Here is a 24,210-nt window from a genome sequence, read left to right as displayed (position 1 = left end):
TCCTTCCGGTGCAGGCAGCGTCGTCGAGGCAAACGCCAGGATCGAGTGTCCCATGATTTCCGTCGAAAACGCCCGTGTGCTCCGCGAGGCCGGCCTGCACTGGCATCCGGTCTCCGGGGATTCGTTCCGCATCGAACGCCCCGATTTCGACAGCGACGTGTTCACGGTGAGCGAGATGACGATCGAAGCCCACGAATTCGACACCGGCACGATCCTCGGGTTCAACGGGACCACCGAATGGGCGCTGGACTCCCTCGCCCTCGAGCACGCTCTCTGGCTGCCGCGGGAAGACCAGCTGCGCGAGCTGCTGCGGGGCACCTTCCGCTCGCTCCACCGGCTGGCAGCTGCCGGTTACCGAGTGGAGGTCGAGGTCGCGGGGGAGAGCACGGCGTTCGACGCCGCGGATGCGTCGGATGCCTACGGCGCGGCGCTCCTGGCGCTGCTCACCCGGTCCGCCTGACCGGTACCGCTTGTCCGGTCCGCTTGACCGGTCCGCTTGATCGGCACCGCTTGCCGGCACCGGTTCGGGTCAGAACCGTTCGGGTTCGGGGCCCAGGGTGAAACGACGCCCGGACATCCTGGCGGGCGTGATCTCGACCCAGATGTATTTGAGGGTGGGGACGAGCGGTCGGAGTGGCAGCTGTTCGGCGGCGTCGATCTCCGCCCGCGTTTCGAGGACGCGCGCCGTGCCCTTGACCACGACGCTCCAGGCCTGCTCCCGGCCGACCCCGTCGCTCTCGAACGCGACCTTGTTGTTCACGGTGAGTTCGAGCAGCTTCTCGCCCTCGGAGGTGCGGAACAGCAGTTTTTTGTCGGACGCGACGAAGTTCACCGGGTAGATGTCGGGTTCGCCGACGACGCTCACCGCCAGGCGGCCCAGGTTGGCGGATAGCAGGAATTCCCAGCATTCGTCGTCGCTGAGAATCTCAACCGGGTTCAAGTCGTTGATAGCCATGTGCACATCGTCCCACGGGAGGAGCGTCCGTGCGAGCGAACCACGCCACGAAACGCGCCACGAACCACGCCACGAAATGCGCCGCGCATCGCCCGCGCGCTACCGACCCTCGTTGACGGCCCTGACCCGGTCGACGAGGTCCTTCCACGGCCCGGCCACCTGCGGCTCCGGCAGCACCACCTCGTGCGGGGCGCACCGGATGCGATACACATACCGGTCGGGCTCGGGGGCGGTTTCCTCGGCCTGGCCCCAGGGCAGCGAGTCCAGGAGTTCCCGCCAGCTGGGGGCATCCGGCTGCTCGTCGACCTGCACTTCCCAGGTGACCCGGATGCCGGCGATGCCGCCGCTCCGCGAGACGATGACCTTCATGCGGGAATGTTACTCCGAGGGCGCTCGCGCAGGCAGCGACAGGCCGAGACCCACCTCGTGCCACGCGGAGCGCACGGCCGCATGCTCGCGGGAACCGGGGCCGAAGCGCGCCGCCGCCGCGGCCTCGGTCGCGCGAGCGAAACCCGCGAAGTCGACCCGCCTGCCCAGGGCGCCGCCGGTCAGGGTGTCGTACCAGATCTGCCCCGGCGCCTCCCAGGCATTGCCGCCGAGGGCCTCGGCGACGAGGTAGAACGCACGGTTCGGGATGCCGGAATTCAGGTGCACGCCCCCATTGTCGTCTTCGGTGTCGATGTACCCCGCCATGCTGCCTGGTTGCGGGTCCTTACCGAGCACATCGTCGTTGTAGGCGGTGCCGGGCGCCTTCATCGACCGCAGCGCAACGCCCTGGACCTGCTCCGTGAACAGACCCTCCCCGATCAGCCAGCTCGCCTCCGCCGTGGTCTGGCCCCTGGCGTGCTGCTCGACGAGCGAGCCGAACACATCGGACATCGATTCGTTGACCGCCCCCGACTGGCCCGCGTAGGTGAGGTTCGCGGTGTGCTGGGTGACCCCGTGGGTGAGTTCGTGCCCGATCACCGTGAGCGAGAGCGTGAACCGGTTGAAGACCTGGCCGTCCCCGTCACCGAAGACCATGCGCTCGCCGTCCCAGAACGCGTTGTCGTATTTCCGGCCGTAGTGCACGCTTGCTTCCAACGGCATCCCCCGGTCGTCGATGGAGTCCCGCGCAAATCGCGTCCAGAACAGGGTGTGGGTCTCACCGAGGCCGTCATGGGCCTCATTGACCGCGGGGTCCGAGGTGGGCGGCCAGCCCTCCGCGCGGGCGAGAAGGCGCCCGGGCAGCCGTTCCAGGCCCACGGCATCCCAGATGCTGCGGTCGATCCGGCCGCGCTGCCTGGCCGCACCGGCGCGAACCGCGAGCGCCGGGGGCAGCGGATGCGCCGCGGCACGATGTTCGCGCAGCGGGATGTCGCGGAGCAGCGATTGCCTGGCCGCTTCCGCCGCCGCGGCGAAGCGCGGGTCGTCCAGCCGCGCCAGCCGCACCAGCAGGTACGGGGGCACGATCGTGCATCGCGCCGTGGCCTTCATCGGTTTGCTCCCTCGCGCCCGGGCGGGCGTCGCACCACAAGGTAGCACCGGGCGCATGCAGCCACGAGAGCGGACCGCTGCGGCATCCGTAGACTCGCTGCATGCGCTTTGGAATCGTCATTCTCCCGCAGGACTCGTGGCCGGAGGCCCGGCGTCGCTGGCAGGCGGCGGAGCAGTACGGCTTCGACCATGCCTGGACCTACGATCACCTTTCCTGGCGGACGCTCGCCGACGAGCCGTGGCACGCCACCGTGCCCACGCTCACGGCCGCCGCGACGCTCACGAGCCGGATCCGGCTGGGCACGTTCGTGTCGTCGCCGAACTACCGGCATCCCGTCCCGTTCGCCAAGGAGATCGCGACGCTCGACGACATTTCCGGCGGGCGATTCACCCTCGGCGTGGGATCGGGCGGGACCGGTTTCGACGCGTCGGTGCTCGGCCAGCCCGGGTACACGCCCCGCCAGCGCCACGAACGGTTCGCCGAATTTGTCCGGGCCCTCGACCAGCTGCTCCGGCACGAGGAAGGCGTCGGCGGCATCAGCTTCGACGGCGACTGGTACAGCGCCGTAGAGGCGCGCATGGTCGGCCGGCCGGCGCAGCATCCCCGGGTGCCGTTCGTGATCGCCGCGAACGGGCCGAAGGGTCTGCGCCTGGTCGCCGAGCACGGGGCCGGGTGGGTGACCACGGGCGCCGACGGTGCCACCGGTGAGGACTGGTGGGCCTCGGTCGCCGCGCTCACGGCCAGGCTCGACGACACCGCGCTCGCCGCGGGCCGCGATCCGGCGTCGATCGAGCGCTACCTCTCGTTGGACAGCAACGGGGCATACTCGCTGCAGAGCGTGGACGCGTTCGACGACGCTGTCGGCCGCGCGGACGCACTGGGCTTCACCGATGTGATCAGCCACTGGCCGCGCGCCGAGGGGATCTACGCCGGCCGCGAGTCGGTGCTCGAACGCGTGGCCTCAACCCTGGAAGGGCGACGCGCATGATTTCCCTCTTCGACGAGATCGCCCCGGGGCTCTCCGGCCTCGAACAGCTCCGCGCGATGATCGCCTCCGGCCGTCGCCCGGGGATGGGCGAATCGCTCGATTTCACCCTGGTCGAGGCCGAGGAGGGACGCGCCGTTTTCGAGAGTGTGCCCGGGCGGCACGCCTACAACCCGATCGGCACGGTGCACGGCGGGTATGCCGCGACGCTGCTCGACAGTGCCTGCGGCTGCGCGGCGCACTCGCGGCTGACCGCGACGCAGGGGTACACCACCCTGGAGCTCAAGGTGTCGTTCCACCGCCCGATCACCGCCGACACCGGGCCGGTCCGGGCCGAGGCGACGCTGATCTCCTTCGGCCGACGAGCGGCCTTCGCCCAGGCGGCCCTCACGGATGCCCGGGGCCGCGTCTACGCCACCGCCACCTCGACCCTGCTCATCTTCGAACGCTGACCCCCGCGAAAACGCAGTTGTGCGCGTTATTCGGGCGTTTTAGCGCGCACAACTGCGGTTTCGCGGGGGTTATTCGGTCGCGAGCCGGGTGGCGATCGCGGCGATCCGTTCGACGTCGTCGGGGGCGCCGCCGGCGAGGGCGGCCGCGTAGCCGACCAGGAACGTGGTGAGGGGCGCGGCCGGACGGGCCACGCCGTGGGCTGCGTCGCGGGCGAGGTCGAGCACGAGCGCGACGTTGATGACGTCGGCCGGAAGACCCAGCTCCCGGACGAGTCGGGTGACCCACTCGTCGAGCACGGCCGGGCCGGATGCCGCGGGGCTGGGCGGCAACACTGGTGCGGTGTCTTCTGGCATGGCGCTACTCCTTGGCGACGGTGATGGCTGCGGCCGTGCTGGCTGCGGCGGTGCTGGCGGCCGAGCGGCCCCCCGCCAAGGTTAGCCATCCGGAGGGGGAGTGCATAGGCTCAAGGGGCGCATGCCGACAACGACCGGGTCGTCACGAGCTCACTTTCGAAGAACAAATTTCCCGGACGCCCACGATGCCGAGCCGCTCCACCCGATCGGCCGGCCGGGCCATCACCCCAAATGCGGAGGAACTCCCATGGCCATGATCACTGACGTCTTCACCACGCGAGAATCACAGGTCCGGAGCTATTCCCGGTCCTGGCCGGTCGTGTTCGACCGCGCCGTCGGCAGCACCATGTACGACGAGAACGGCCGCGGCTACCTGGACTTCTTCGCCGGCGCCGGCGCCCTCAACTACGGCCACAACAACCCGCAACTCAAGAAGGTCCTGATCGACTACCTGAGCGACGACCGGGTCATGCACTCGCTGGACATGTTCACCACCGCGCGCCGGGACTTCCTCGAGACCTTCGACTCGCTGATCCTGAAGCCGCGGAACCTCGACTACAAGATCGTCTTCCCCGGCCCCGGCGGCACGAACGCCGTCGAGGCTGCCCTCAAGCTCGCCCGCAAGGTGACCGGCCGAACCGGCGTCATCAACTTCACGAACGCCTTCCACGGGATGACGCTCGGCGCGCTCGCCGTGACCGGCAACGCGCTCAAGCGTGGCGGCGCCGGCGTTCCCCTCGTGCACACGACGCCGATGCCGTTCGACGGCTACCTCGAGGGCGGCGCCGACTTCGCCTACCTGGAACGCCTCCTCGGCGACAGCGGCAGCGGGCTGGACAAGCCGGCCGCGGTCATCGTGGAGTCGGTGCAGGGCGAGGGTGGCATCAACGTGGCCAGGGCCGAGTGGCTGCGCGGCCTGTCCGAGCTGTGCCGGGAGCACGGCGTGCTGCTGATCCTCGACGATGTGCAGATGGGCTGCGGACGAACCGGCGGGTTCTTCAGCTTCGAAGAAGCCGGGATCGTGCCCGACATGGTCTGCCTGTCGAAGTCGATCAGCGGCTACGGCCTGCCGATGGCGCTCACCCTCATCCGTCCGAAGCTCGACATCTGGGCGCCGGGGGAGCACAACGGCACCTTCCGCGGCATCAGCCCCGCGTTCGCCACCGCGGCCGAGGCCATCCGCCTCTACTGGTCGGATGACGCGCTCGAGCGTTCGACGCTCGCCAGGGGCGAGACCGTGCAGGCACGCTTCGCCGCCATCGCGGCCCGCTACCCGGAGCATGCCCTCGTGGCGAAGGGACGAGGACTGGCCCGCGGGCTGCAGTTCGCCGACGGTGACCTGGCCGGCCGGGTCTGCGCCGAGGCCTTCACCCGGGGCCTGCTGATGGAAACGTCGGGTCCGGAGGGCGAGGTCATGAAGATCCTGCCCGCACTGACCATCACCGACGAGGAACTCGAGCGCGGGCTCGGCATCATCGACGAATCCGTCGCGGCGGTCTTCGGCTAAAGGTCAGGCGGTCGGTCCTCGGCCAGGGCGATTCACGGCAGGCCGCACGACAGGAGTCGTCGGCCCCGCCGCCTGTCTAAGGTTGCACCATGGGAGAAGACGACAACACCGGCCGACCGTCCATTCGAGCACCCTGGACGGACCGCCTGGGGCGCCTCGGCATCCGCAGCGGGCAGCTCATCCTGGTGATCACGCTCGCCTCGGTGGTCGTGTTCGGGTTGGTGCAGTTGAAGCTCGTGGTGATTCCGGTCCTGATCTCCGTGATTCTCGCGGCCGCGATCGCCCCGCTCGTCGGCTGGCTGCGGCGGCGCGGCCTCTCGGCGATGCTCGCCACCTGGCTCACGCTGCTCGCCGGTGTGCTCGTTTTCGGCGGGATCATCACCCTGATCGTGTTCGCCGTGCGCAACCAGTGGGGCGAACTGGCCCAGGCCGGCTCTGACGGCCTGGACGAGCTGCAGGCCTTCCTGGCCGACGGGCCGATCCCGATCGACCAGGCGCAATTGGATGACGCACGCGCGGCACTCGTCGATTTCATCACGAGCAGCCAGTTCGGCACCGGTGCGATTGCCGGGGTCTCCGCCGCGGCCGAGGCGATCACCGGGATCCTGCTCGTGGCGGTCATCCTGTTCTTCTTCCTCAAAGACGGCGACGGGATCTGGGCGTTCTTCCTGCGCCCCTTCCGTGGCGAGCGCCTCGAGCGGATGCGCCGCATCGGGGACACCGCGCCGCGGGTGCTCGGCGGCTACGTGCGAGGCACGGCGATCATCGCCCTGGTCGACGCGGTGGCGATCGGAGGCGGGCTGGCGATCCTCCAGGTCCCGCTGGCGCTCCCGCTGGCCGTCATCATCTTCCTCACCGCCTTCATCCCCCTGATCGGGGCGACGGTCGCGGGTATCCTCGCCGCACTCGTCGCGCTGGTCGCCAACGGGCCGGTCGTCGCCCTCATCGTGCTGGGCATCGTCATTGTGGTCAACCAGCTGGAGGGGGACCTGCTGCAGCCCCTGGTGATGGGGCAGTCCCTCAAGCTTCACCCGCTGGTGATCCTGGTGGCCCTGACCGCCGGCACGATCCTCGGCGGCATTGCCGGGGCGGTCCTCGCGGTGCCGATCACGGCGGTGGGTTGGGCGATCCTCAAGGTGTGGAACGGTCCGGACGAATCCCTCCTCGCGCGGGCGCCCCGCAAGCGGCGGGCCGCGAGCGTGTAGCGTCGTCCGCAACGCCGCGTACCGGAAGCTGTTCGGCTGCCGGTTCCGAGCTGCGCGGGTGGCACGCCGCTGCGCGGGTGGCGCATCGCACGCGATGCGGCGTACTACCCGCGCGACGCTTCCGACCCGGCACATCGGAAGGAATGTCGGTCGTCCCCTGCACCATGTGGGATACGAGTCGTCCTGCGGTTGTAGCTGCGACGCCGGGTCCGGCCAACGTGGCGCGGGCGCACACCCACGCGACAGGAGACTCCCATGACCGACCCCAACTACACCGGACTGCTGCTCATCATCGACCGCAGCGGATCGATGACGACGATTCGGAACGACATGGTCGGCGGGCTCGAATCGATGCTGCGCGACCAGGCCGCCGAGGCCGGCCGGCTCAGCGTCGACATCGTGACCTTCGACACCGAGATCGAGACGCAGGCCACCTTCGCCGACCCGGCCAACGTCGTTGTCGCGCTGGAACCCCGCGGGGCTACGGCCCTCTACGACGCGATCGGCCACGCCGTCTCGACCTTCGGCTGGCGCCTCGCCCTGCTGCCCGAAGACCAGCGTCCCGGCACGGTGCAGGTCGTCGTGGCCACCGACGGAGAGGAGAACTCGAGCCACGAGTGGACCGCGGAATCCGTGCGCACGCTCGTGCGGCAGCAGACGAACGACTTCAACTGGGACTTCGTCTTCCTCGGCGCGAACCAGGACGCCGTGCTCACCGGGGCCCACCTCGGCTTCCAGGCCGACAAGTCGATGACCTACGCGGCCGTGCCCGACGGTGTCGCCGGGCTCAGTGCGAGCCTGAACGACTACATCAAGCGCTCTCGCACCGGCGTCGACGGGGCGTTCTCGTCGGAGCAGCGGAAGGCCGCCACGGGGGAGAAGTGACGCTTGCGCATAACTCCGCCAGAATTTCGAACCCGCGTCCTGAGCCGGCGAAATCACGGGGTTGTTCCGGCGACCGCCGCAGATCTGGCGGAGTTATGCACCGCGGCCGTCACGGCCTGAGCCGCCAGCCGCCAGCCGCCAGCCGCCAGGGTCCGGTGCCCGAGGGAGCGAGCCCGGGCATCCGACTCTGCTAAACTCTTCAGGTTGCCGTCTAACGGCCGCGGACAAAGAGAGCCCAGGCATTCTGCCCCGGGCACCGCGCAGTGAGAGAAAGGGGATCCCATCTATGGCACTCGAAGCTAATGCTAAGAAGGCGATCATCGAAAAGTACGCTACCCACCCAGGCGACACGGGTTCCCCCGAGGTCCAGATTGCAATGCTCACGCAGCGCATCCTCGACCTGACGGAGCACCTCAAGGAGCACAAGCACGACCACCACTCACGTCGTGGCCTGCTGCTTCTGGTTGGACAGCGTCGCCGTCTGCTCGGTTACCTGTCGGATGTCGACATCAACCGGTACCGCTCGCTGATCGAGCGCCTCGGCCTTCGTCGATAACGCGATCTTCTTACGAACGGGCCGTCACCTTGGGGTGGCGGCCCGTTTTGTTTTCCCCGCTCGAGGGCCCGCGGCTGTCCCCCTTCATGCCGACTGCGGGCATCCGTCGCCGATGCTAGCGTGGCGCCAGCGCCGTTCCGGATTCCAACTCCGGATCAGGCGCAGGCACGAACAATGCACCGGGGGAGAAGATCATGAACCAGGTTTCATATTCCGGAGAGTCCTTCCTGACCACGGATGAAGGCGCGGACGCCCTCTTGCTTCTCGTCGCCTCCTTTGACGACGGAGACAATTCCGAGATGGTGGAACGGGCCGTCAAGAACGACGCGAGAACGGTGACGGTGCAACTGATCGTCGGCTCGCGGAGCGCACTGACGGGCATCCCCGAGGATCTGGCGGCGGAACCGGACTCGACGGACGTGCTCTCGGAGCTGCGTGACCGCGCGCGAAGCCTGTCCACGCAGCTGGAGCGGGAATACGCCGATGCCTGCGCAGCGATGGAGTATGGCTGGGACGACATCTACGCGCGCTGATCCGCGCGCTCTGTCAGTGCCCGATCACGTCCGAGTCGACGCCGGCATCCGGTCCCTGATCGAGCGCGGCCAGCGCCTCGACGTCCGTCGGGTCGAGGGTGAAGTCGAACACGTCGATGTTCTGGCGGATCCGCTCCGGGGTCTTCGACTTCGGGATGGCGACCAGGCCGAGTTCGATGTGCCAGCGCAGCACGATTTGGGCGGGGGTCTTCTCGTACTTCTCGGCGAGGAAGCCGAGCAGCGGCTCGCTGAGCAGCTCGGTTCCCTGCCCGAGCGGGCTCCAGGATTCCGTGACGATGCCATGCATGGCGTTGTAGGCGCGCTGCTCTGCGCGGGTCACGTAGGGGTTCAGCTCGATCTGGTTCACGGCCGGCACGATGTCCGTCTCCGCGAGGAGCCGGTCGAGGTGGGCGGGCTTGAAGTTCGACACCCCGATCGACCTGGACTTCCCGGACGCCACCAGCTTCTCGAACGTCTTCCAGGTCGAGACGAAGAGGCCGCGCTGCGGCACCGGCCAGTGGATCAGCAGCAGGTCCACGTAGTCCAGGCCCAGCCGGGTGAGGGACTCATCGAGCCCGGCGATCGCCTTGTCGTCGCCCATGTAGACGCCATTGAGCTTCGTCGTGACGAACAGCTCGCCCCTGGCGATGCCGCTGTCCCGGATGCCGCGGCCGACGCCGGCCTCGTTGCCGTACTTGACGGCCGTGTCGAGGTGCCGGTACCCGGCCTCGATGGCGGTCACGATCACGGGAGCCACCTCGGCGTCGTCCAGCGGCCAGGTCCCGAGCCCGATCTGAGGGATGCTGCGACCATTGCCCAGCGGCAGGAGCGGTGCGTTCATGAGGTCCTTTCGAAGCGGATGGTCGCGGACAAATTCCGTAGCCCCGTCAACGCGGGACACTGCGACACCTAGGATTGGTGTTTGCCCGGCAGGGAAGCCGGACGACCAACTGAACGGACACTACCCCGCCATGAGCCTCAGGCGCACCAAGAGTATCGAATCTTCCATCGCGGACTCCCTCGAAAAGGGCCACAGCCTCAAACGCACGCTGGGCACCTGGGACCTGATGATCATGGGCGTCGCCGTCGCGGTCGGGGCCGGTATCTTCTCGGTCGGCGCGAAGGCCGCCGGCAGCTACGCCGGGCCGTCCGTCACGCTGGGCTTCATCCTCGCGGCCTTCACCTGTGCCCTCGCGATCATGTGTTACGCGGAGTTCGCGTCGGCCGTTCCGGTCGCCGGATCCGCCTACACGTTCACCTACGCGACGCTCGGCGAACTGCTCGCCTGGATCATCGGCTGGGACCTCATCCTCGAGATGCTGACCGCCGCGGCCGTCATCGCCAAGTACTGGGGCATCTACCTCAGTAACGTGTTCGCGCTCTGGAATTGGGACATCCCCGCCGAGATCGATGTGGTCGGCCTGAAGGTGAGCTGGGGCGCGTTCGTCATCGTCGCCATCTTCACGACCCTGCTCGTCTTCGGCACCAAGCTCTCCGCGCGCGTCGCCAGCATCTTCACCCTGATCAAGATCGCGATCGTCGTCTTCGTGATCGTCGTCGGCGCGTTCTTCATCAACATCAAGAACTACACGCCGTTCATCCCGGACGCCATTCCCACCAAGGGCGGCGACGGCGACGCCTGGGGACAGTCGCTGTTCTCCTTCATGACCGGAGCGGCGCCCGCCCAGTACGGGATCTTCGGTCTGCTGGCCGGCGCCTCGCTCGTGTTCTTCGCCTTCATCGGCTTCGACGTGATCGCGACCTCCGCGGAGGAAGTCAAGAACCCGCAGAAGACCCTCCCGCGTGGAATCTTCGCCGGCCTGGCCATCGTCACGGTGCTCTACATCGGTGTCAGCCTCGTGCTGACCGGCATGGTGCCCTACACGGTGCTCGCCGACGACCCCAACGCGTCCCTCGCGACGGCATTCGTCGCGGTCGGCGCAGGATGGGCCGCCCAGGTCATCTCCGTCGGCATCCTGGTGGGCCTGACCACCGTGATCATGGTGCTGCTGCTCGGCCTCTCCCGCGTTCTCTTCGCGATGAGCCGCGACGGCCTGCTGCCGCGGTCGCTGAGCAAGACCTCCGCCAAGCGCGGCACCCCGGTGCGCATCCAGATCATCACCGGCCTGGCCGTTGCCCTGATCGCCGGGCTCACCGACGTTGGCGTGCTCGAGGAAATGATCAACATTGGCACGCTGTCGGCCTTCGTGCTTGTAAGCATCGCCGTCGTCGTGCTGCGCAAGAAGCGCCCGGACCTGAAGCGGGCGTTCAGGGTGCCGTTCTCGCCGTTCCTGCCGATCCTCTCCGCCGTGCTCTGCTTCTGGCTGATGCTGAACCTCACCACGCTGACCTGGGTTCGTTTCGCGGTCTGGCTCGCGATCGGGCTCATCGTGTACTTCGCGTACGGCCGTCGCCACTCGGTTGTCGGCATCGAAGCGAAGCGGATCTTCGACGATACGATCCGCGACGAAGCCATCGCCGAGGAAGACTCGCTCCGCAAGTAGTGCGTCACCGGTGAATCGAGCCCGCCGCCACCGTGTTCTCGGCGGGCTCGACCTCGGCCACCTCCTGTCGCGACGGCCCGGTGGCCAACTCAGGAGATTCCGGGGGAATGGTGCGCAAACGGGCGAATTCCGGCCGTTTTCCCCGATTCTCCTGAGTTGGCCCCGGGGCGAGGGCGAGAGGCCGCGGCTGAGGCGCGCCGCGGGGTGGACATCCAGGCGCGATCGGGCACGATGGGGGGATGCTGCATCGCCATCCCGTCCTGTCCCTGGTCACGCTCGCCTACCTGGCGTTCGTTGGCTGGGTGACCCTCGGACCGCAGCCGCTCGACAGCGCAAACAACGGCTGGCTGCTCCGCGCGCTGGGGTTCTTCGCCCGGCACGACTCGACCGACTGGATCACCTATGGGCGGGTCGAATTCGCGGCCAACATCGGTATTTTCATCCCGATCGGGGTGTTCCTGCTCCTGCTCTTCGGGCGCCGGCTCTGGTGGCTCGCCATCGTCATCGGCGTCGTGCTCACCTGCTCCATCGAGTTCACCCAACAGTTCCTGCCGACCCGATACCCCGACGTTCGCGACCTCATCGCGAACGGCGCCGGCGCCGTGCTCGGGGTTGTGTTCGCCCTCGTCATCACGGCCTGGCAGGTCGTGCGTCGCCCGCCCGACCGTGCACGCGTGTAAGGATCGCGACAAGCCGTCACAGCCGGTAGAGCCGTGCCTCCCAGGGCCGCAGCCCGCTTCCCGCGGCGTCGGCGTAGTTGCCGAGCACCAGTTCGCCGCCCGTGACATCGACCGGGAGCGGCCCGGCCAGGGGCGCATCCGAGGCGTTGGCAACAACGAGGAGCGCCTCGTCGCCGAGCGTGCGGGTGAACGCGTAGAGCTGGTCGTGCTCCGGCTCGAGCATCGAGAACGCGCCGAGCGCCACGACCGGGCTCCCGTGGCGCAGCGCGATCAGGCGCTGGTAGAAGCGGAAAATGCTCCGCTGGCCGGCCCGGTCGGCGACCGTGTTGATCTCGGGATAATTCGGGTTCGCCGCGATCCACGGTATTCCGGAGGTGAAGCCGGCGTTGTCGGACGCGTCCCACTGCATCGGCGTTCGGGCGTTGTCCCGGCCCATGGTGTGCACCCCTGCCAGCACCGCGGCGGGCGACTGGTCGAACTCCTGCACGGCCTCGCGGAAGTGGTTGAGCGACTCGATGTCGCGGTAGTCGTCGATGGAATCGAAGCGCACGTTGGTCATACCGATTTCCTCGCCCTGGTAGATGTAGGGCGTTCCGCGGTGCAGGTGCAGCACGAGCGCCCAGAGCGTGGCGGATTCGTACCGGTATTCGGCGTCGTTGCCGAACCGCGACACCAGCCGGGGCTGGTCGTGGTTGTTGAGGTAGAGGCTGTTCCAGCCGGTTTCGGCCAGGCCGTCCTGCCAGCGGGAGAGGCTCTTCTTCAGCGCGGGCAGGCTGCGCGGCAGCGCCAGGAACTTGTGGTCTCCCTGATCGAGCGACACGTGTTCGAACTGGAAGATCATGTCGACCTCAGCCCGGGCCGGGTCGGTGAACAGCACGGCGTCGCTGACGCTCACACCGGGCATCTCTCCGACCGTGAGGTGCTCGCCCGCTCGCCCGGCGAAGACCTCGCGGTGCATCTCCTGCAGGTAGTCGTGGATCTGCGGCCCCATCGGGGAGCCGCCGTCCAGGCTCGGGTGGGGTCCGTCGACGAGCTCGATCTGCTTGGCGATGTAGTTGATCACGTCCATCCGGAAGCCGTCGACCCCGCGGTCGAGCCACCAGTTCATCATCGCGTAGACGGCCTGGCGCACCTCGCGGTTCTCCCAGTTGAGGTCGGGCTGCTGCCGGGCGAACAGGTGCAGGTAGTACTCGCCGGTGGCCCCGTCGAGGGTCCAGGCCGGGCCGCTGAAGGCGCTGCGCCAGCCGTTGGGCGGTCCGCCGTCGGCTGCGGCCGGCCGCCACCAGTACCAGTCGCGCCGGGGGCTCGTCCGCGAGGAGCGAGACTCCTCGAACCAGGCGTGTTCGTCGCTCGTGTGGTTGACGACGAGGTCCATCACGATCTTGATGCCGCGCTCGTGAGCCTCGGCCAGCAGCGCGTCGAACTCCGCGAGGCTGCCGAACACCGGGTCGATGTCCTGGTAGTCACGGATGTCGTAGCCGTTGTCGTGCTGCGGCGACGGGTAGACCGGGGAGAGCCAGACCGCGTCGACGCCGAGCTCGGCCAGGTAATCGAGCTTCGACCGGATGCCGCCCAGATCGCCGATCCCGTCGCCGTCCGAGTCCGCGAAACTGCGCGGGTACACCTGGTACACCACGGCCTGCGTCCACCACGGGGCAGGAGCGGGGACCGTGGCGAAGGCAGGATCGAGGTCCGGGGCATCCGTCATTGGCCAATCCTGTCACGCGATCACGGGCGCGACGGAATAAGATCACTCGGTCGGTCGTTGGCTAGAATATCCATGCAAACGCATTGAGATTGAGAGGCTGGAAATGCAGTTCGGAATCTTCACCGTCGGGGACATCACCACCGACCCCACGACCGGTCGGACCCCGACCGAACACGAGCGCATCAAGGCCATGGTCACCATCGCCAGGAAGGTCGAAGAGGTCGGGCTCGACGTCTTCGCCACCGGCGAGCACCACAACCCGCCCTTCGTGCCCTCCTCGCCGACCACCCTCCTCGGCTACATCGCCGCGCAGACCGAGCGGATCGTGTTGTCCACGGCGACCACGCTGATCACGACCAACGACCCGGTCAAGATCGCCGAGGACTACGCCATGCTGCAGCACCTCGCCGAAGGCCGGGTCGACCTGATGCTGGGCCGCGGCAACACGGGCCCGGTCTACCCCTGGTTCGGCCAGGACATCCGCCAGGGCATCCCGCTGGCCCTCGAGCACTATGCGCTGCTGCGCCGGCTCTGGCGCGAGGACTCCGTGGACTGGTCGGGCCAGTTCCGCACCCCCCTGCAGGGCTTCCAGTCGACGCCGCGTCCGCTCGACGGCGTGCCGCCCTTCGTCTGGCACGGCAGCATCCGCACCCCGGAGATCGCCGAGCAGGCCGCCTTCTACGGCGACGGCCTCTTCTCGAACCACATCTTCTGGCCCGCCTCGCACACCGCGAAGATGGTGGGGTACTACCGCCAGCGCTTCGAGCACTACGGCCACGGGACCGCCGCGCAGGCCATCGTCGGACTCGGCGGGCAGGTGTTCATGCGCAAGAACTCGCAGGACGCCGTCAATGAGTTCCGCCCGTACTTCAACAACGCCCCGGTCTACGGCCACGGCCCGAGCCTGGAGGAGTTCACCGAGCAGACTCCGCTGACCGTCGGCAGCCCGCAGGAGATCATCGACCGCACGCTCGGCTTCCGCGATTACGTGGGCGACTACCAGCGCCAGCTCTGGCTGATGGACCACGCGGGCCTGCCCCTGAAGGTCGTGCTCGAACAGCTCGACCTCCTCGGCGAGGAAGTCGTGCCCGTGCTCCGAGCCGAGTTCGCGAAGATGCGCCCGGCGACCGTGCCGGATGCCCCGACGCACGCCTCCCTCACGGCCGCCGCCGAGGCGCGGGCGATCGCGGAGACCGTCCTGAAGTCGAGCCCGGCCGGTGCCCCCGGCCTCGCCGCGTCGAACCCGAAGGGGGCCTGAGATGACGACCCGCCGACTTGCCGTGGTGTCCGCCGGGCTGAGCCAAGTCCCTCACCGACATGCCGGTGCTGATCGGGGCGACCGCCGGCACGGCGCGCCACTCGCTGGCGCTGGACCACGCGCTGCGGCCGATGTTCACCTACCTGCATTCCGTGGGCGTGCCGTCTAACCCGCGAAACCGCAGTTGTGCGCGCTAAAACGTCGTTTTAGCGCGCACAACTGCGGTTTCGCGGAGGGGGGAAGGGGGTATTTGGGGGCGGGGCTGTTAGAATTGGGACGGCCATTCTCGGATGGCCGAGCAATTGGAGCAGGCTGGCAGGAAGCTGGTCCTCGGTGGTGGTTTCCCAACCGCGGTTCACACGAACGGCGTGGTGGTGAATTTCTACTGGTGGCCAGCACGAGTCGGCGCTCACTGCGCACGACTTCGTCCTGCCTGTTCCCTGCTCCTTGTCCCACTCGCGCGCCACACGGGCATGCGAGTCTAAACAAAGGAGAGAACCCCCACATGGAGGGTCCAGAAATCACGTTCGCTGAAACCGTTATCGATAACGGCAAGTACGGCAAGCGCACCATCCGTTTTGAAACCGGGCGTCTCGCCCAGCAGGCGCAGGGTTCTGCCGCCGCATACATCGACGAAGAAACCATGCTTCTCTCCGCCACGAGCGCGAGCAAGCAGCCGAAGGAAAACTTCGACTTCTTCCCGCTGACCATCGATGTCGAGGAGCGTATGTACGCTGCCGGCCGCATCCCGGGCAGCTTCTTCCGTCGCGAAGGTCGCCCGTCGACCGAGGCGATCCTCACCTGCCGCCTGATCGACCGGCCGCTGCGCCCGTCGTTCGTCGACGGCCTCCGCAACGAGATCCAGGTCGTCGTGACCGTTCTGGCCATCGCGCCGGACGAGTACTACGACGTGCTCGCGATCAACGCCGCGTCCATGTCGACGCAGCTCGCCGGCCTCCCCTTCTCCGGACCGATCGGTGGCGTTCGCGTCGCCCTCATCCCCGATGAGAACGGCTCCGGCCAGTGGGTTGCCTTCCCGAAGTACTCGCAGATCGCCGACGCCGTGTTCAGCATGGTCGTTGCCGGTCGCGTCGTCACGGATGCCGATGGCGGCCAGGACGTCGCGATCATGATGATCGAGGCCGAAGCCACCGACAACTCGTGGGACCTCATCAAGGGCGGCGCCATCAAGCCGAACGAAGAGGTCATCGCCGAGGGCATCGAGGCATCCAAGCCCTTCATCAAGAAGCTCATCGAGGCCCAGCAGAAGGTCGCGGCATCCGCTGCCAAGCCGACCGGCAACTACCAGGTCTTCCCGCCCTACCAGCCGGAGACCTACGACGCCGTCGCGGCCCTGGCCGAGGCCGAGCTGGGCGACGTGTACAAGATCGCCGGCAAGGTCGAACGCCAGGATGCGGATGACGCACTCAAGGCTCGTGTCAAGGACGCCATCGCGGCCAGGATCGACGCTGGTGAACTTCCCGCCGGTGCGCTCGGCCAGGTCTCAGCGGCGTACAAGTCCGTCACGAAGAAGGTTGTCCGCACCCGCGTCCTCAACGAGGGCGTGCGCATGGACGGTCGCGGCCTCGCCGACATCCGCCCGCTCGACGCCGAGGTGGCTGTCATCCCGCGCGTGCACGGTTCGGCGATCTTCCAGCGCGGCGAGACCCAGATCCTGGGTGTCACCACGCTGAACATGCTCAAGCTCGAGCAGACGATCGACTCCCTGAGCCCGGTCACCAAGAAGCGCTACATGCACAACTACAACTTCCCGCCCTACTCGACCGGTGAAACCGGCCGGGTCGGAACGCCGAAGCGCCGCGAGATCGGCCACGGAGCACTCGCCGAGCGCGCCCTGGTCCCCGTGCTGCCCACGCGCGAGGAGTTCCCGTACGCCATCCGTCAGGTCTCCGAGGCGCTCAGCTCCAACGGTTCCACCTCGATGGGTTCCGTCTGCGCCTCGACCCTGTCGATGCTCAACGCCGGTGTGCCGCTGCGCGCGCCCGTTGCCGGCATCGCCATGGGCCTCATCTCCGACACCGTTGACGGCAAGACCCGCTACGCGGCCCTGACCGACATCCTCGGCGCCGAAGACGCACTCGGCGACATGGACTTCAAGGTCGCCGGCACGAGCGAGTTCGTCACCGCGATCCAGCTCGACACCAAGCTCGACGGCATCCCCGCGTCGGTCCTGGCCGGAGCGCTCACCCAGGCCAAGGATGCTCGCACCACGATCCTCGCCGTGCTGAACGCCGCGATCGACAAGCCCGACGAGATGGCCCCGACCGCGCCCCGCGTGATCTCGGTCCAGATCCCGGTCGACAAGATCGGCGAGCTGATCGGCCCGAAGGGCAAGATGATCAACTCGATCCAGGACGAGACCGGAGCCGACATCTCGATCGAGGAAGACGGAACCGTGTACATCGGCGCCGTCGACGGTCCCTCGGCCGAGGCCGCCCGCGCCATGGTCAACGCCGTCGCGAACCCGACCAACCCCGAGGTTGGCGAGCAGTTCCTCGGAACTGTCGTGAAGATCGCCGCATTCGGCGCCTTCGTCTCGCTGCTCCCGGGCAAGGACGGCCTGCTGCACATCTCCGAGGTGCGCAAGCTCGCCGGTGGCAAGCGGGTCGAGAACGTCGAAGACGTGCTCGGCGTGGGCCAGAAGGTCCTCGTTGAGATCACCAAGATTGACGACCGGGGCAAGCTGTCGCTCGCACCGGTTCTCGAGGAGTCGGCCGAGTCGGCCGAGTCCGCGAACGCCGAGGCTCCGACCGAAGCGTAGTCTGGTAGTTCTCCCGATCACCTCTCGCCAGGTAGATCGGTGAGACGGAGGGCCCGTCCTGCTTCGGCAGGGCGGGCCCTTTCGCCTGCCGGGCGATCGCCACCCCCGAACTGGGGCCAGAGCCCGCCCTAGTCGGCGTCGCCGGACGGGCAATAACCTGCAGCATGACAAATTCTCAGAATCGCACGCGTTCCCTGTCGCGCCTCGGCGCCCTCTCCCTTCTGAGCGTCGCCCTGGTCGTCGGCGTCGTTGCAGCCCCGGCCACCGCCGCCCCGTCCCTGTCCGCCCCCACCGGGCCCGTCGCGAGCTCGAATGCGACCCGGGCCGGCCTCGCGCTCTCCGCGCCGCTCGGCTATGTCGCCCTCGGCGACTCGTTCACCTCCGGCCAGGGTGCCCCGCCGTACTCCGACGCGACCTGCCAGCGCAGCCGGTACAAGAGCTACCCGGTGATCAGCTCCCTGCTCAGCCCGTACCGCCTGAGCGCGAACAAGGCCTGCTCCGGGGCGCGCATGGCCGACATCCCGGCCCAGCTGGCCGGGGTGAGCGCCACGACGACGCTGGTCACGATCACGGTCGGCGGCATCGATGCCGGATCCACCGCGATCCTGCAGGCCTGCGCCCCGGACCCGGCGAGTGTGCCCTGCGGACTGGCCGTGCAGACGAGCGGGGCCACCCTGTCCAGCCCGGCCTTCGTGACCGGCCTCGCGCAGACCTACGGCTACATCGCGGCGACCCTGCCGAATGCCCGCGTCGCCGTGCTGAACTATCCGCTGTTGTTCCAGCCGGGAGTGTCGCCCCTGGGTGACCTGGTCAACCAGGGCACCGCGGGCCTGAACAGCGCGATCAATCTGGCCGTCACCGCCATTCCCGAACCGGCCGGCGTCGACCGGATCCGCTACATCGACGCGACCCAGGAATTCGCCGGCCACGGCATTGGGTCTGCCGTGCCCTACATCGCGTTCAACCCGGCGAACCTGCTGGCGCCGAGCAACTTCCACCCGAACGCGCTGGGCAACACCTTCGGCTACTACCGGGCACTCGTGGGCGACGGCGTGCTGCGCCGCTGACGGCGTCGGGAGCGCTCGTGGCCGCGAGGCTGCGAGCGCTCCCTTGCGCTTCCCGGACCCGGGCACCCGGGCGAATCTATGTAAAGAAAATGTAACTTAGCGATATAGTCAGATGGTGCTCTCCACCGAACTTCCCGTTGCTCAGCTGAAGGCCGAGCTCTTCAAGGCCCTGGGCCACCCGTTGCGAGTCCAGGTGCTCGAGCAGCTCGTCGGCGGCGAACGCTCCGTCGGCAGCCTGGCCGATGCGCTTGGCTCCGAGCTGTCGAGCCTGTCGCAGCAGCTCGGCGTGCTGCGCCGCGCGGGTGTCGTGACGACCCGGCGAGAGGGCAACACCATCTTTTACGCGCTGCGCGACCGGGACATGATCGACCTGCTCGAGGTTGCCAAGCGGATGCTCGTCGCCAACCTGCAGGACTCGCACGCCCTGCTGCGCACGATGGAAAAGGACGCACGATGAAGACGAAGGCGCTGCACGGACTGGCCTTCGCGCGGGGGCTCTTGCCGCAGCGCGCCGACTTCACCCTGATGCGCCGCTCGCCCGGGCGCGACCTGCTCGCCGGGCTCACCGTCGCCATCGTCGCCCTGCCCCTCGCCCTGGCCTTCGGGGTCGCTTCCGGGCTGGGGGCGACGGCGGGCCTCACGACGGCGGTCATCGCCGGCATCCTCGCCGCGGTGTTCGGCGGCAGCAACATCCAGGTCTCCGGTCCGACCGGGGCGATGACGGTCGTGCTCGTGCCCGTGGTGCACCAGTTCGGGGTGTCCGGCGTGCTCGAGGTGACGCTCATGGCCGGCGTCATCCTGCTCGTCCTGGCCCTCAGCGGCATCGGCCGATACGTGCGCTACCTGCCCGCCTCTCTGGTGGAGGGCTTCACCGCCGGCATCGCTGTGGTCATCGCGCTGCAGCAGGTGCCCAACATGCTGGGCGTGGAACCGGGAGACGAGGAGAAGGTCTGGGCCCTCGCGTGGGACGCGGTCGTACGCTTCATGCAGGCGCCGGACCCGGTCGCCCCGCTCATCACCCTCGGCGTGGCCGGGGTCATCCTGGCCGGCGCCCGGTGGCGCCCGTCGCTTCCGCTTTCGCTGCTCGCCGTGGTGATCGTGACGGTGATCGCTGCCTACGGCCGGTCCGACCTCCCGGTCATCGGCGCGCTGCCGAGCGCGCTGACCGCCCCGGCCGCCGACTTCTTCGACCCGGCCATGCTCGCCGTTCTGCTGCCCTCGGCGCTGGCGATCGCAGCCCTGGCGGCCCTGGAGAGCCTGCTGAGCGCAACCGTAGCCGACGGGATGAGCGTGGGGGAGCGGCACAACCCCGACCGCGAGCTGTTCGGGCAGGGGATCGCCAACCTCGTCGTGCCGTTCTTCGGCGGAGTGCCGGCCACGGCCGCCATCGCCCGAACGGCCGTCAACGTGCGCAGCGGCGCCCGGTCCCGGCTCGCCGCGATCTCGCACTCGGTCGTGCTGCTCGTGGTCGTGCTGGTCGCGGGGTCGCTCGTGGGCTACGTGCCGCTGGCCGCCCTGGCCGGTGTGCTGCTGGCCACGACCATCCAGATGGTGCAGCTCGGCGCGATCCGCGCCATCATGAGGGCCACCCGCGGTGACGCCGTCGTGCTCGTGGTCACATTCGGTGTCACCGTCGCCATCGACCTGGTCACCGCGGTCGTGGTGGGGCTCGCGGCGGCGGCGCTGCTCGCCCTGCGAGAGGTTGCCCGCAGCGCCCGGGTCGAGCGGGTGCCGCTGGACACCGCGGACCACAGCGCAGAGGAACGCGAACTTCTCGCCGAGCACATCGTCGCCTACCGGTTCGACGGACCGCTGTTCTTCGGCGCGGCGCACCGCTTCCTGCTCGAGCTCACAGAGGTGAGCGCCGTGTCTGTGGTGATCCTCCGGATGAGCCGGGTCACCACCCTCGACGCGACCGGAGGCCTGATGCTCGATGACGTGATCACGCGCCTGGAGGCCAAGGGGATCGTGGTGCTCGTCTCCGGCGTCACCGACGAGCACCGGGCGGTGCTCAGGCGACTCGGCGTCGCGCCGCACCTGCGTGAGCTGGGGCGGGTCTTCGCCGGCACCCCCGACGCGATTCGCTACGCCCGCACGCTGATTCCGCCGGCCCGGAAGCCACGCACCGCCGGCTGAGGGGTGCGCGGCTCAGGCGCCGTTGTCCTCGAGAATCGGTGTGATCCGGTACGGGATCAGTTCGCCCATGGCGAGCGACGTCTCGGTGCGCTCGACGCCGTCGCAGGCGAGAATCGTGCCGTCGATGCGGAACAGGTCGTCGGCGTCCCGGCAGACCACCCGCACGAGGAGGTCAGCCGGCCCGCTCATGCCGTGGGCCTGCACGATCTCCGGGATCAGGGCGAGGTCGACCACGATCTGGGACAGCCTTTTCTGTTGCACATGCACGGTGATGAACGCCGTCAGCTGGAAGCCGAGGACCACCGGATTGATGCGACGGTCGAAGCTCAGGAACGCGTTGGAGTCCTCGAGCCTGGCCATCCTCGCCTGCACGGTATTGCGGGAAAGGCCCAGCTTCTGCGCGAGAGCCACGAAGGTGCTGTTCGGGTCGTCGCAGAGAGCGGCAAGAAGCTGCGTGTCGGTTTTGTCCAGGCTGTGCATAGTGCAAGACGTTAGCACGCGGCTCGCGCGCTGGATAGGGCAGTATGCACAATGGATTCGAATGGAGTTGTGCTTTGTGCCGCATGACTCTAGGCTCGGGTCAACTTTAGCAAGGACGCTAGGAGCGGTACTTTGGTTGATTTCCCCGCAGATTTCGTGCAATTACTCACTCCCGGCGGTGTCCGGTCGGCCATGGTCGACTACGACCCGTGGGTCGCCGACGTCACCGGCGAACAACTGGCGGCGATGTACGAAGACATGATCGTCGTTCGCCGCATCGACACCGAAGCCACCGCGCTCCAGCGCCAGGGCGAGCTCGGCCTGTGGCCGCCGCTCCTCGGCCAGGAAGCCGCGCAGATCGGCTCGGCCCGCTCACTCCGCAGCGACGACTTCGTCTTCTCCAGCTACCGCGAGAACGCGGTCGCGTACTGCCGCGGCGTCGACTACACCGACATCCTCCGGGTGTGGCGCGGCTCCGCGCAGTCAGGCTGGAACCCGTTCGAGATCGGCATGGCGACCCCGGCGATCATCATCGGCGCGCAGACGCTCCACGCCACCGGCTGGGCGATGGGCGCCAAGTTCGACGGCTCCGACTCCGCCGCGATCACCTACTTCGGCGACGGCGCCACGAGCGAGGGCGACGTCAACGAGGCCATGGTCTTCGCCGCCAGCTTCCAGGTTCCGGTGATCTTCTTCTGCCAGAACAACCAGTGGGCCATCTCCGAGCCGGTCGCCCTGCAGGCCCACCGCAACATCGCCGACCGCGCTCCCGGGTTCGGCATCCCCAGCATCCGGGTCGACGGCAACGACGTGCTCGCGGTGATGGCAGCGACCCGCATCGCCCTCGACCGGGCACGCAACGGCGGGGGACCCACCTTCATCGAGGCCGTCACCTACCGGATGGGCCCGCACACCACCGCGGATGACCCCACCAAGTACCGCGAGACCGCCGAGCTCGAGGCGTGGAAGGCGAAGGACCCGATCCTGCGCCTGCAGCGCCTGCTCGACTCGATGGGCCTCTTCACGCCCGAGCTGGAGGCGAAGACGCAGGCGAAGGCGGATGCCGTCGCCGCGGAACTCCGCGCCGGCTGCATCGGGATGCCCGACCCCGCGCCGCTCACGGTCTTCGACCACGTCTACTCGACGCCGAACGCCACGCTGGACGGCCAGCGCGCCGAATACGCCGACTACCTCGCGAGCTTCGACGCCGCGGACGGGAGCAGCTCATGAGCATGACAACGCTGAAGACTCAGGACTCGATGACGACGAGCGCCGTGAAGACGACGACCGCCCTGGCAACGCCGACGACCCTGACGCTGGCCAAATCCATCACCGCGGCGCTCCGCCAGTCGATGCTGGACGACCCCAAGGTGGTGCTGCTCGGTGAGGACATCGGCGCTCTCGGCGGCGTTTTCCGGGTCACCGACGGGCTGCTCGCCGAGTTCGGCGCGAATCGCGTGATCGATACCCCGCTGGCCGAATCCGCCATCATCGGCACCGCCGTCGGCCTCGCCTACCGCGGCTACCGTCCGGTCTGCGAAATCCAGTTCGACGGCTTCATCTACCCGGGCTTCGACCAGATCGTCAGCCAGGTCGCCAAGCTGCACTACCGCACCCAGGGAGCGGTGAAGATGCCGATCACGATCCGGGTGCCGTTCGGCGGGGGCATCGGCGCCGCCGAGCACCACTCCGAGTCGCCCGAGGCCTACTTCACCCATACCTCCGGGCTCCGCGTGATCTCCGTGTCCAACCCCCAGGATGCCTACAGCATGCTCCGCCAGGCCATCTCATTGGACGACCCGGTGCTCTACTTCGAGCCAAAGCGCCGGTACCACGTCAAGGGTGAGGTTTCCCCGGTGCTCGGCGAATCGATGGAGAAGGCGGTCATTGTCGCGCCGGGCACGGATGTCACGCTCGTGACCTACGGCCCGCTGGTGCCCACCGCCCGGGATGCCGCCCTCGCAGCCGCCGACGAAGGCGTCTCGGTCGAGGTCATCGACCTCCGCTCGCTTGCGCCGGTCGACTACGCGACGGTGGAGGCATCCGTTCGCAAGACCGGACGGCTCGTCGTCACCCACGAGGCGGTCCGCTCCGGCGGCATCGGCGGCGAGATCATCGCCAGCATCACCGAACGCTGCTTCAACTATCTCGAGGCCGCCCCGGTGCGCGTCACCGGCTGGGACATTCCGTACCCGCCCGCGAAGCTCGAGAGCCACCACCTGCCAGACCTCGACCGCATGCTCGCCGGCGTCGACCGCGTGATGGGACGCTGAACGTGATCAAGGTTTTCAAGCTGCCCGACCTCGGTGAAGGACTCACAGAGTCGGAGATCGTGGCCTGGCACATCGCCCCTGGCGACACGGTCACCCTCAATCAGCACATCGCCGACGTGGAGACGGCCAAGGCCGTGGTCGAGCTCCCGTCTCCGTTCGCGGGCACCGTTTCCACGCTGCACCAGCCGACCGGTGTCGTCGTGCAGGTCGGCGAGGCGATCGTGTCGTTCGACGTTGAAGGCGCCGAGCCGGCCGCTGCCGCGCCGACTGCCGGGACGGATGTCCCTGCCGGTGTCCCTGCCGGTGTCGCCGCCCCGGCCGAGCCGGCGCAGGAGCGTGAGGCCGTGCTCGTCGGCTACGGCGCGTCGGTCGAACGCGGCGGACGCCCACAGCGGCGCGCGCGCCGCGGTGCC

At 68.3% G+C, this 24,210-nt stretch carries 25 protein-coding genes and 1 pseudogene; 19 read left to right on the top strand and 7 right to left on the bottom strand.

Annotation, left to right across the window (positions count from 1 at the left end; genetic code table 11):
- The first annotated feature begins 52 nt into the window (after positions 1-52).
- On the top strand, positions 53-460 hold the full coding sequence (locus tag E3T33_RS05100; protein WP_134574904.1) for a pilus assembly protein CpaE: 408 nt from the start codon (positions 53-55) through the stop codon (positions 458-460).
- A gap of 69 nt (positions 461-529) precedes the next feature.
- Here the strand turns inward: E3T33_RS05100 and E3T33_RS05095 are convergent, their stop codons facing one another.
- The 3 genes from E3T33_RS05095 to E3T33_RS05085 form a co-directional block, all read right to left on the bottom strand.
- Entirely contained in the window at positions 530-955 is a 426-nt protein-coding gene (locus E3T33_RS05095) for a pyridoxamine 5'-phosphate oxidase family protein (RefSeq protein WP_174775332.1), read from the bottom strand.
- A gap of 99 nt (positions 956-1,054) precedes the next feature.
- Complete coding sequence (locus E3T33_RS05090) at positions 1,055-1,324, bottom strand: protealysin inhibitor emfourin (RefSeq protein WP_092323868.1); 270 nt, start codon at positions 1,322-1,324, stop codon at positions 1,055-1,057.
- A gap of 9 nt (positions 1,325-1,333) precedes the next feature.
- Positions 1,334-2,431, bottom strand: a complete 1,098-nt coding sequence (locus E3T33_RS05085) for a M4 family metallopeptidase (protein ID WP_092323869.1) — start codon at positions 2,429-2,431, stop codon at positions 1,334-1,336.
- A gap of 101 nt (positions 2,432-2,532) precedes the next feature.
- On the opposite strand from E3T33_RS05085, the gene E3T33_RS05080 reads away from it, so the two are divergent.
- Positions 2,533-3,420: an LLM class flavin-dependent oxidoreductase gene (locus tag E3T33_RS05080; protein ID WP_134476545.1), complete on the top strand. Its 888-nt coding sequence runs from the start codon at positions 2,533-2,535 to the stop codon at positions 3,418-3,420.
- Complete coding sequence (locus E3T33_RS05075) at positions 3,417-3,869, top strand: PaaI family thioesterase (protein ID WP_092323872.1); 453 nt, start codon at positions 3,417-3,419, stop codon at positions 3,867-3,869. Before E3T33_RS05080 ends, E3T33_RS05075 begins: the two co-directional genes overlap by 4 nt.
- Positions 3,870-3,938: 69 nt before the next feature.
- Here the strand turns inward: E3T33_RS05075 and E3T33_RS05070 are convergent, their stop codons facing one another.
- Positions 3,939-4,223: a DUF6457 domain-containing protein gene (locus E3T33_RS05070; protein ID WP_198417248.1), complete on the bottom strand. Its 285-nt coding sequence runs from the start codon at positions 4,221-4,223 to the stop codon at positions 3,939-3,941.
- Positions 4,224-4,470: 247 nt separating this feature from the next.
- On the opposite strand from E3T33_RS05070, the gene ectB reads away from it, so the two are divergent.
- From ectB to E3T33_RS05045, 5 genes are all read left to right on the top strand, one after another.
- A complete protein-coding gene (gene ectB, locus E3T33_RS05065) occupies positions 4,471-5,730 on the top strand; it encodes a diaminobutyrate--2-oxoglutarate transaminase (RefSeq protein WP_198417247.1) in 1,260 nt (419 codons plus the stop codon).
- Between the two features lie 89 nt (positions 5,731-5,819).
- Positions 5,820-6,935 carry an AI-2E family transporter gene (locus tag E3T33_RS05060; protein ID WP_092323874.1) on the top strand — a complete coding sequence of 372 codons (1,116 nt, stop codon included), beginning with the start codon at positions 5,820-5,822 and terminating at the stop codon, positions 6,933-6,935.
- Between the two features lie 255 nt (positions 6,936-7,190).
- A complete protein-coding gene (locus E3T33_RS05055; protein ID WP_134574903.1) occupies positions 7,191-7,820 on the top strand; it encodes a vWA domain-containing protein in 630 nt (209 codons plus the stop codon).
- Between the two features lie 286 nt (positions 7,821-8,106).
- Positions 8,107-8,376, top strand: coding sequence for a 30S ribosomal protein S15 (gene rpsO, locus E3T33_RS05050; protein WP_066594293.1), 270 nt, complete (start codon positions 8,107-8,109; stop codon positions 8,374-8,376).
- A gap of 194 nt (positions 8,377-8,570) precedes the next feature.
- The gene (locus tag E3T33_RS05045) at positions 8,571-8,909 is read left to right on the top strand and encodes a hypothetical protein (protein WP_134574902.1); all 339 of its coding nucleotides are present in this window, start codon (positions 8,571-8,573) and stop codon (positions 8,907-8,909) included.
- 13 nt (positions 8,910-8,922) lie between these two features.
- On the opposite strand, the gene E3T33_RS05040 is transcribed toward E3T33_RS05045, so the two are convergent.
- Positions 8,923-9,750 carry an aldo/keto reductase gene (locus E3T33_RS05040; RefSeq protein ID WP_092323879.1) on the bottom strand — a complete coding sequence of 276 codons (828 nt, stop codon included), beginning with the start codon at positions 9,748-9,750 and terminating at the stop codon, positions 8,923-8,925.
- 130 nt (positions 9,751-9,880) lie between these two features.
- On the opposite strand from E3T33_RS05040, the gene E3T33_RS05035 reads away from it, so the two are divergent.
- Both E3T33_RS05035 and E3T33_RS05030 read left to right on the top strand, forming a co-directional pair.
- The gene (locus E3T33_RS05035) at positions 9,881-11,413 is read left to right on the top strand and encodes an amino acid permease (protein WP_092323880.1); all 1,533 of its coding nucleotides are present in this window, start codon (positions 9,881-9,883) and stop codon (positions 11,411-11,413) included.
- 239 nt (positions 11,414-11,652) lie between these two features.
- A complete protein-coding gene (locus tag E3T33_RS05030; RefSeq protein WP_134574901.1) occupies positions 11,653-12,093 on the top strand; it encodes a VanZ family protein in 441 nt (146 codons plus the stop codon).
- Positions 12,094-12,109: 16 nt separating this feature from the next.
- On the opposite strand, the gene E3T33_RS05025 is transcribed toward E3T33_RS05030, so the two are convergent.
- Positions 12,110-13,801, bottom strand: a complete 1,692-nt coding sequence (locus E3T33_RS05025) for an alpha-glucosidase (protein WP_134574900.1) — start codon at positions 13,799-13,801, stop codon at positions 12,110-12,112.
- Positions 13,802-13,904: 103 nt separating this feature from the next.
- On the opposite strand from E3T33_RS05025, the gene E3T33_RS05020 reads away from it, so the two are divergent.
- The 6 genes and pseudogenes from E3T33_RS05020 (at position 13,905) to E3T33_RS04995 (ending at position 21,044) form a co-directional block, all read left to right on the top strand.
- Positions 13,905-15,059 (top strand): LLM class flavin-dependent oxidoreductase, encoded by a 1,155-nt coding sequence (locus E3T33_RS05020; protein WP_092323885.1) that lies wholly within the window; start codon positions 13,905-13,907, stop codon positions 15,057-15,059.
- A gap of 47 nt (positions 15,060-15,106) precedes the next feature.
- A pseudogene (locus tag E3T33_RS05015) lies at positions 15,107-15,214 on the top strand (NADPH-dependent FMN reductase); the annotation flags it as partial.
- 350 nt (positions 15,215-15,564) lie between these two features.
- The gene (locus E3T33_RS05010; RefSeq protein ID WP_134574899.1) at positions 15,565-17,841 is read left to right on the top strand and encodes a polyribonucleotide nucleotidyltransferase; all 2,277 of its coding nucleotides are present in this window, start codon (positions 15,565-15,567) and stop codon (positions 17,839-17,841) included.
- A 164-nt stretch (positions 17,842-18,005) separates the two neighbouring features.
- Positions 18,006-18,908, top strand: a complete 903-nt coding sequence (locus E3T33_RS05005) for an SGNH/GDSL hydrolase family protein (protein ID WP_134574898.1) — start codon at positions 18,006-18,008, stop codon at positions 18,906-18,908.
- Between the two features lie 112 nt (positions 18,909-19,020).
- The gene (locus E3T33_RS05000; protein ID WP_092323892.1) at positions 19,021-19,365 is read left to right on the top strand and encodes a metalloregulator ArsR/SmtB family transcription factor; all 345 of its coding nucleotides are present in this window, start codon (positions 19,021-19,023) and stop codon (positions 19,363-19,365) included.
- Entirely contained in the window at positions 19,362-21,044 is a 1,683-nt protein-coding gene (locus E3T33_RS04995; protein ID WP_092323893.1) for a SulP family inorganic anion transporter, read from the top strand. The genes E3T33_RS05000 and E3T33_RS04995 overlap by 4 nt, the downstream gene beginning before the upstream one ends.
- A 12-nt stretch (positions 21,045-21,056) precedes the next feature.
- Here E3T33_RS04995 and E3T33_RS04990 read toward each other — a convergent pair whose 3' ends face one another.
- Complete coding sequence (locus E3T33_RS04990) at positions 21,057-21,524, bottom strand: Lrp/AsnC family transcriptional regulator (RefSeq protein ID WP_092323895.1); 468 nt, start codon at positions 21,522-21,524, stop codon at positions 21,057-21,059.
- A gap of 132 nt (positions 21,525-21,656) precedes the next feature.
- On the opposite strand from E3T33_RS04990, the gene pdhA reads away from it, so the two are divergent.
- From pdhA to E3T33_RS04975, 3 genes are all read left to right on the top strand, one after another.
- On the top strand, positions 21,657-22,754 hold the full coding sequence (gene pdhA, locus E3T33_RS04985) for a pyruvate dehydrogenase (acetyl-transferring) E1 component subunit alpha (protein WP_256332743.1): 1,098 nt from the start codon (positions 21,657-21,659) through the stop codon (positions 22,752-22,754).
- Between the two features lie 29 nt (positions 22,755-22,783).
- Positions 22,784-23,797 carry an alpha-ketoacid dehydrogenase subunit beta gene (locus E3T33_RS04980; protein ID WP_092323971.1) on the top strand — a complete coding sequence of 338 codons (1,014 nt, stop codon included), beginning with the start codon at positions 22,784-22,786 and terminating at the stop codon, positions 23,795-23,797.
- Positions 23,798-23,799: 2 nt separating this feature from the next.
- On the top strand, positions 23,800-24,210 hold a 411-nt coding region (locus E3T33_RS04975; RefSeq protein ID WP_347233192.1), incomplete at its 3' end, for a biotin/lipoyl-containing protein.

Source organism: Cryobacterium sp. TMT1-2-1, assembly GCF_004403955.1.
Taxonomy (GTDB): Bacteria; Actinomycetota; Actinomycetes; order Actinomycetales; family Microbacteriaceae; genus Cryobacterium; species Cryobacterium psychrotolerans.
Note: the sequence above shows the minus strand (reverse complement) of the source record. Positions and strands in the feature narration are given on the sequence as shown.

Coding starts and splice junctions, on each gene's coding strand:
- E3T33_RS05040 (WP_092323879.1), bottom strand. CDS start 9,750: ATGAACGCACCGCTCCTGCCGCTGGGCAATGGTCGCAGCATCCCTCAG.
- E3T33_RS05085 (WP_092323869.1), bottom strand. CDS start 2,431: ATGAAGGCCACGGCGCGATGCACGATCGTGCCCCCGTACCTGCTGGTG.
- E3T33_RS05070 (WP_198417248.1), bottom strand. CDS start 4,223: ATGCCAGAAGACACCGCACCAGTGTTGCCGCCCAGCCCCGCGGCATCC.
- ectB (WP_198417247.1), top strand. CDS start 4,471: ATGGCCATGATCACTGACGTCTTCACCACGCGAGAATCACAGGTCCGG.
- E3T33_RS04995 (WP_092323893.1), top strand. CDS start 19,362: ATGAAGACGAAGGCGCTGCACGGACTGGCCTTCGCGCGGGGGCTCTTG.
- E3T33_RS05055 (WP_134574903.1), top strand. CDS start 7,191: ATGACCGACCCCAACTACACCGGACTGCTGCTCATCATCGACCGCAGC.
- E3T33_RS04990 (WP_092323895.1), bottom strand. CDS start 21,524: ATGCACAGCCTGGACAAAACCGACACGCAGCTTCTTGCCGCTCTCTGC.
- E3T33_RS05090 (WP_092323868.1), bottom strand. CDS start 1,324: ATGAAGGTCATCGTCTCGCGGAGCGGCGGCATCGCCGGCATCCGGGTC.
- E3T33_RS04980 (WP_092323971.1), top strand. CDS start 22,784: ATGACGACGAGCGCCGTGAAGACGACGACCGCCCTGGCAACGCCGACG.
- E3T33_RS05095 (WP_174775332.1), bottom strand. CDS start 955: ATGGCTATCAACGACTTGAACCCGGTTGAGATTCTCAGCGACGACGAA.
- E3T33_RS05100 (WP_134574904.1), top strand. CDS start 53: ATGATTTCCGTCGAAAACGCCCGTGTGCTCCGCGAGGCCGGCCTGCAC.
- E3T33_RS05035 (WP_092323880.1), top strand. CDS start 9,881: ATGAGCCTCAGGCGCACCAAGAGTATCGAATCTTCCATCGCGGACTCC.
- E3T33_RS05010 (WP_134574899.1), top strand. CDS start 15,565: ATGGAGGGTCCAGAAATCACGTTCGCTGAAACCGTTATCGATAACGGC.
- rpsO (WP_066594293.1), top strand. CDS start 8,107: ATGGCACTCGAAGCTAATGCTAAGAAGGCGATCATCGAAAAGTACGCT.
- E3T33_RS05060 (WP_092323874.1), top strand. CDS start 5,820: ATGGGAGAAGACGACAACACCGGCCGACCGTCCATTCGAGCACCCTGG.
- E3T33_RS05075 (WP_092323872.1), top strand. CDS start 3,417: ATGATTTCCCTCTTCGACGAGATCGCCCCGGGGCTCTCCGGCCTCGAA.
- E3T33_RS05020 (WP_092323885.1), top strand. CDS start 13,905: ATGCAGTTCGGAATCTTCACCGTCGGGGACATCACCACCGACCCCACG.
- E3T33_RS05080 (WP_134476545.1), top strand. CDS start 2,533: ATGCGCTTTGGAATCGTCATTCTCCCGCAGGACTCGTGGCCGGAGGCC.
- E3T33_RS05000 (WP_092323892.1), top strand. CDS start 19,021: ATGGTGCTCTCCACCGAACTTCCCGTTGCTCAGCTGAAGGCCGAGCTC.
- E3T33_RS05030 (WP_134574901.1), top strand. CDS start 11,653: ATGCTGCATCGCCATCCCGTCCTGTCCCTGGTCACGCTCGCCTACCTG.
- E3T33_RS05045 (WP_134574902.1), top strand. CDS start 8,571: ATGAACCAGGTTTCATATTCCGGAGAGTCCTTCCTGACCACGGATGAA.
- E3T33_RS05005 (WP_134574898.1), top strand. CDS start 18,006: ATGACAAATTCTCAGAATCGCACGCGTTCCCTGTCGCGCCTCGGCGCC.
- E3T33_RS05025 (WP_134574900.1), bottom strand. CDS start 13,801: ATGACGGATGCCCCGGACCTCGATCCTGCCTTCGCCACGGTCCCCGCT.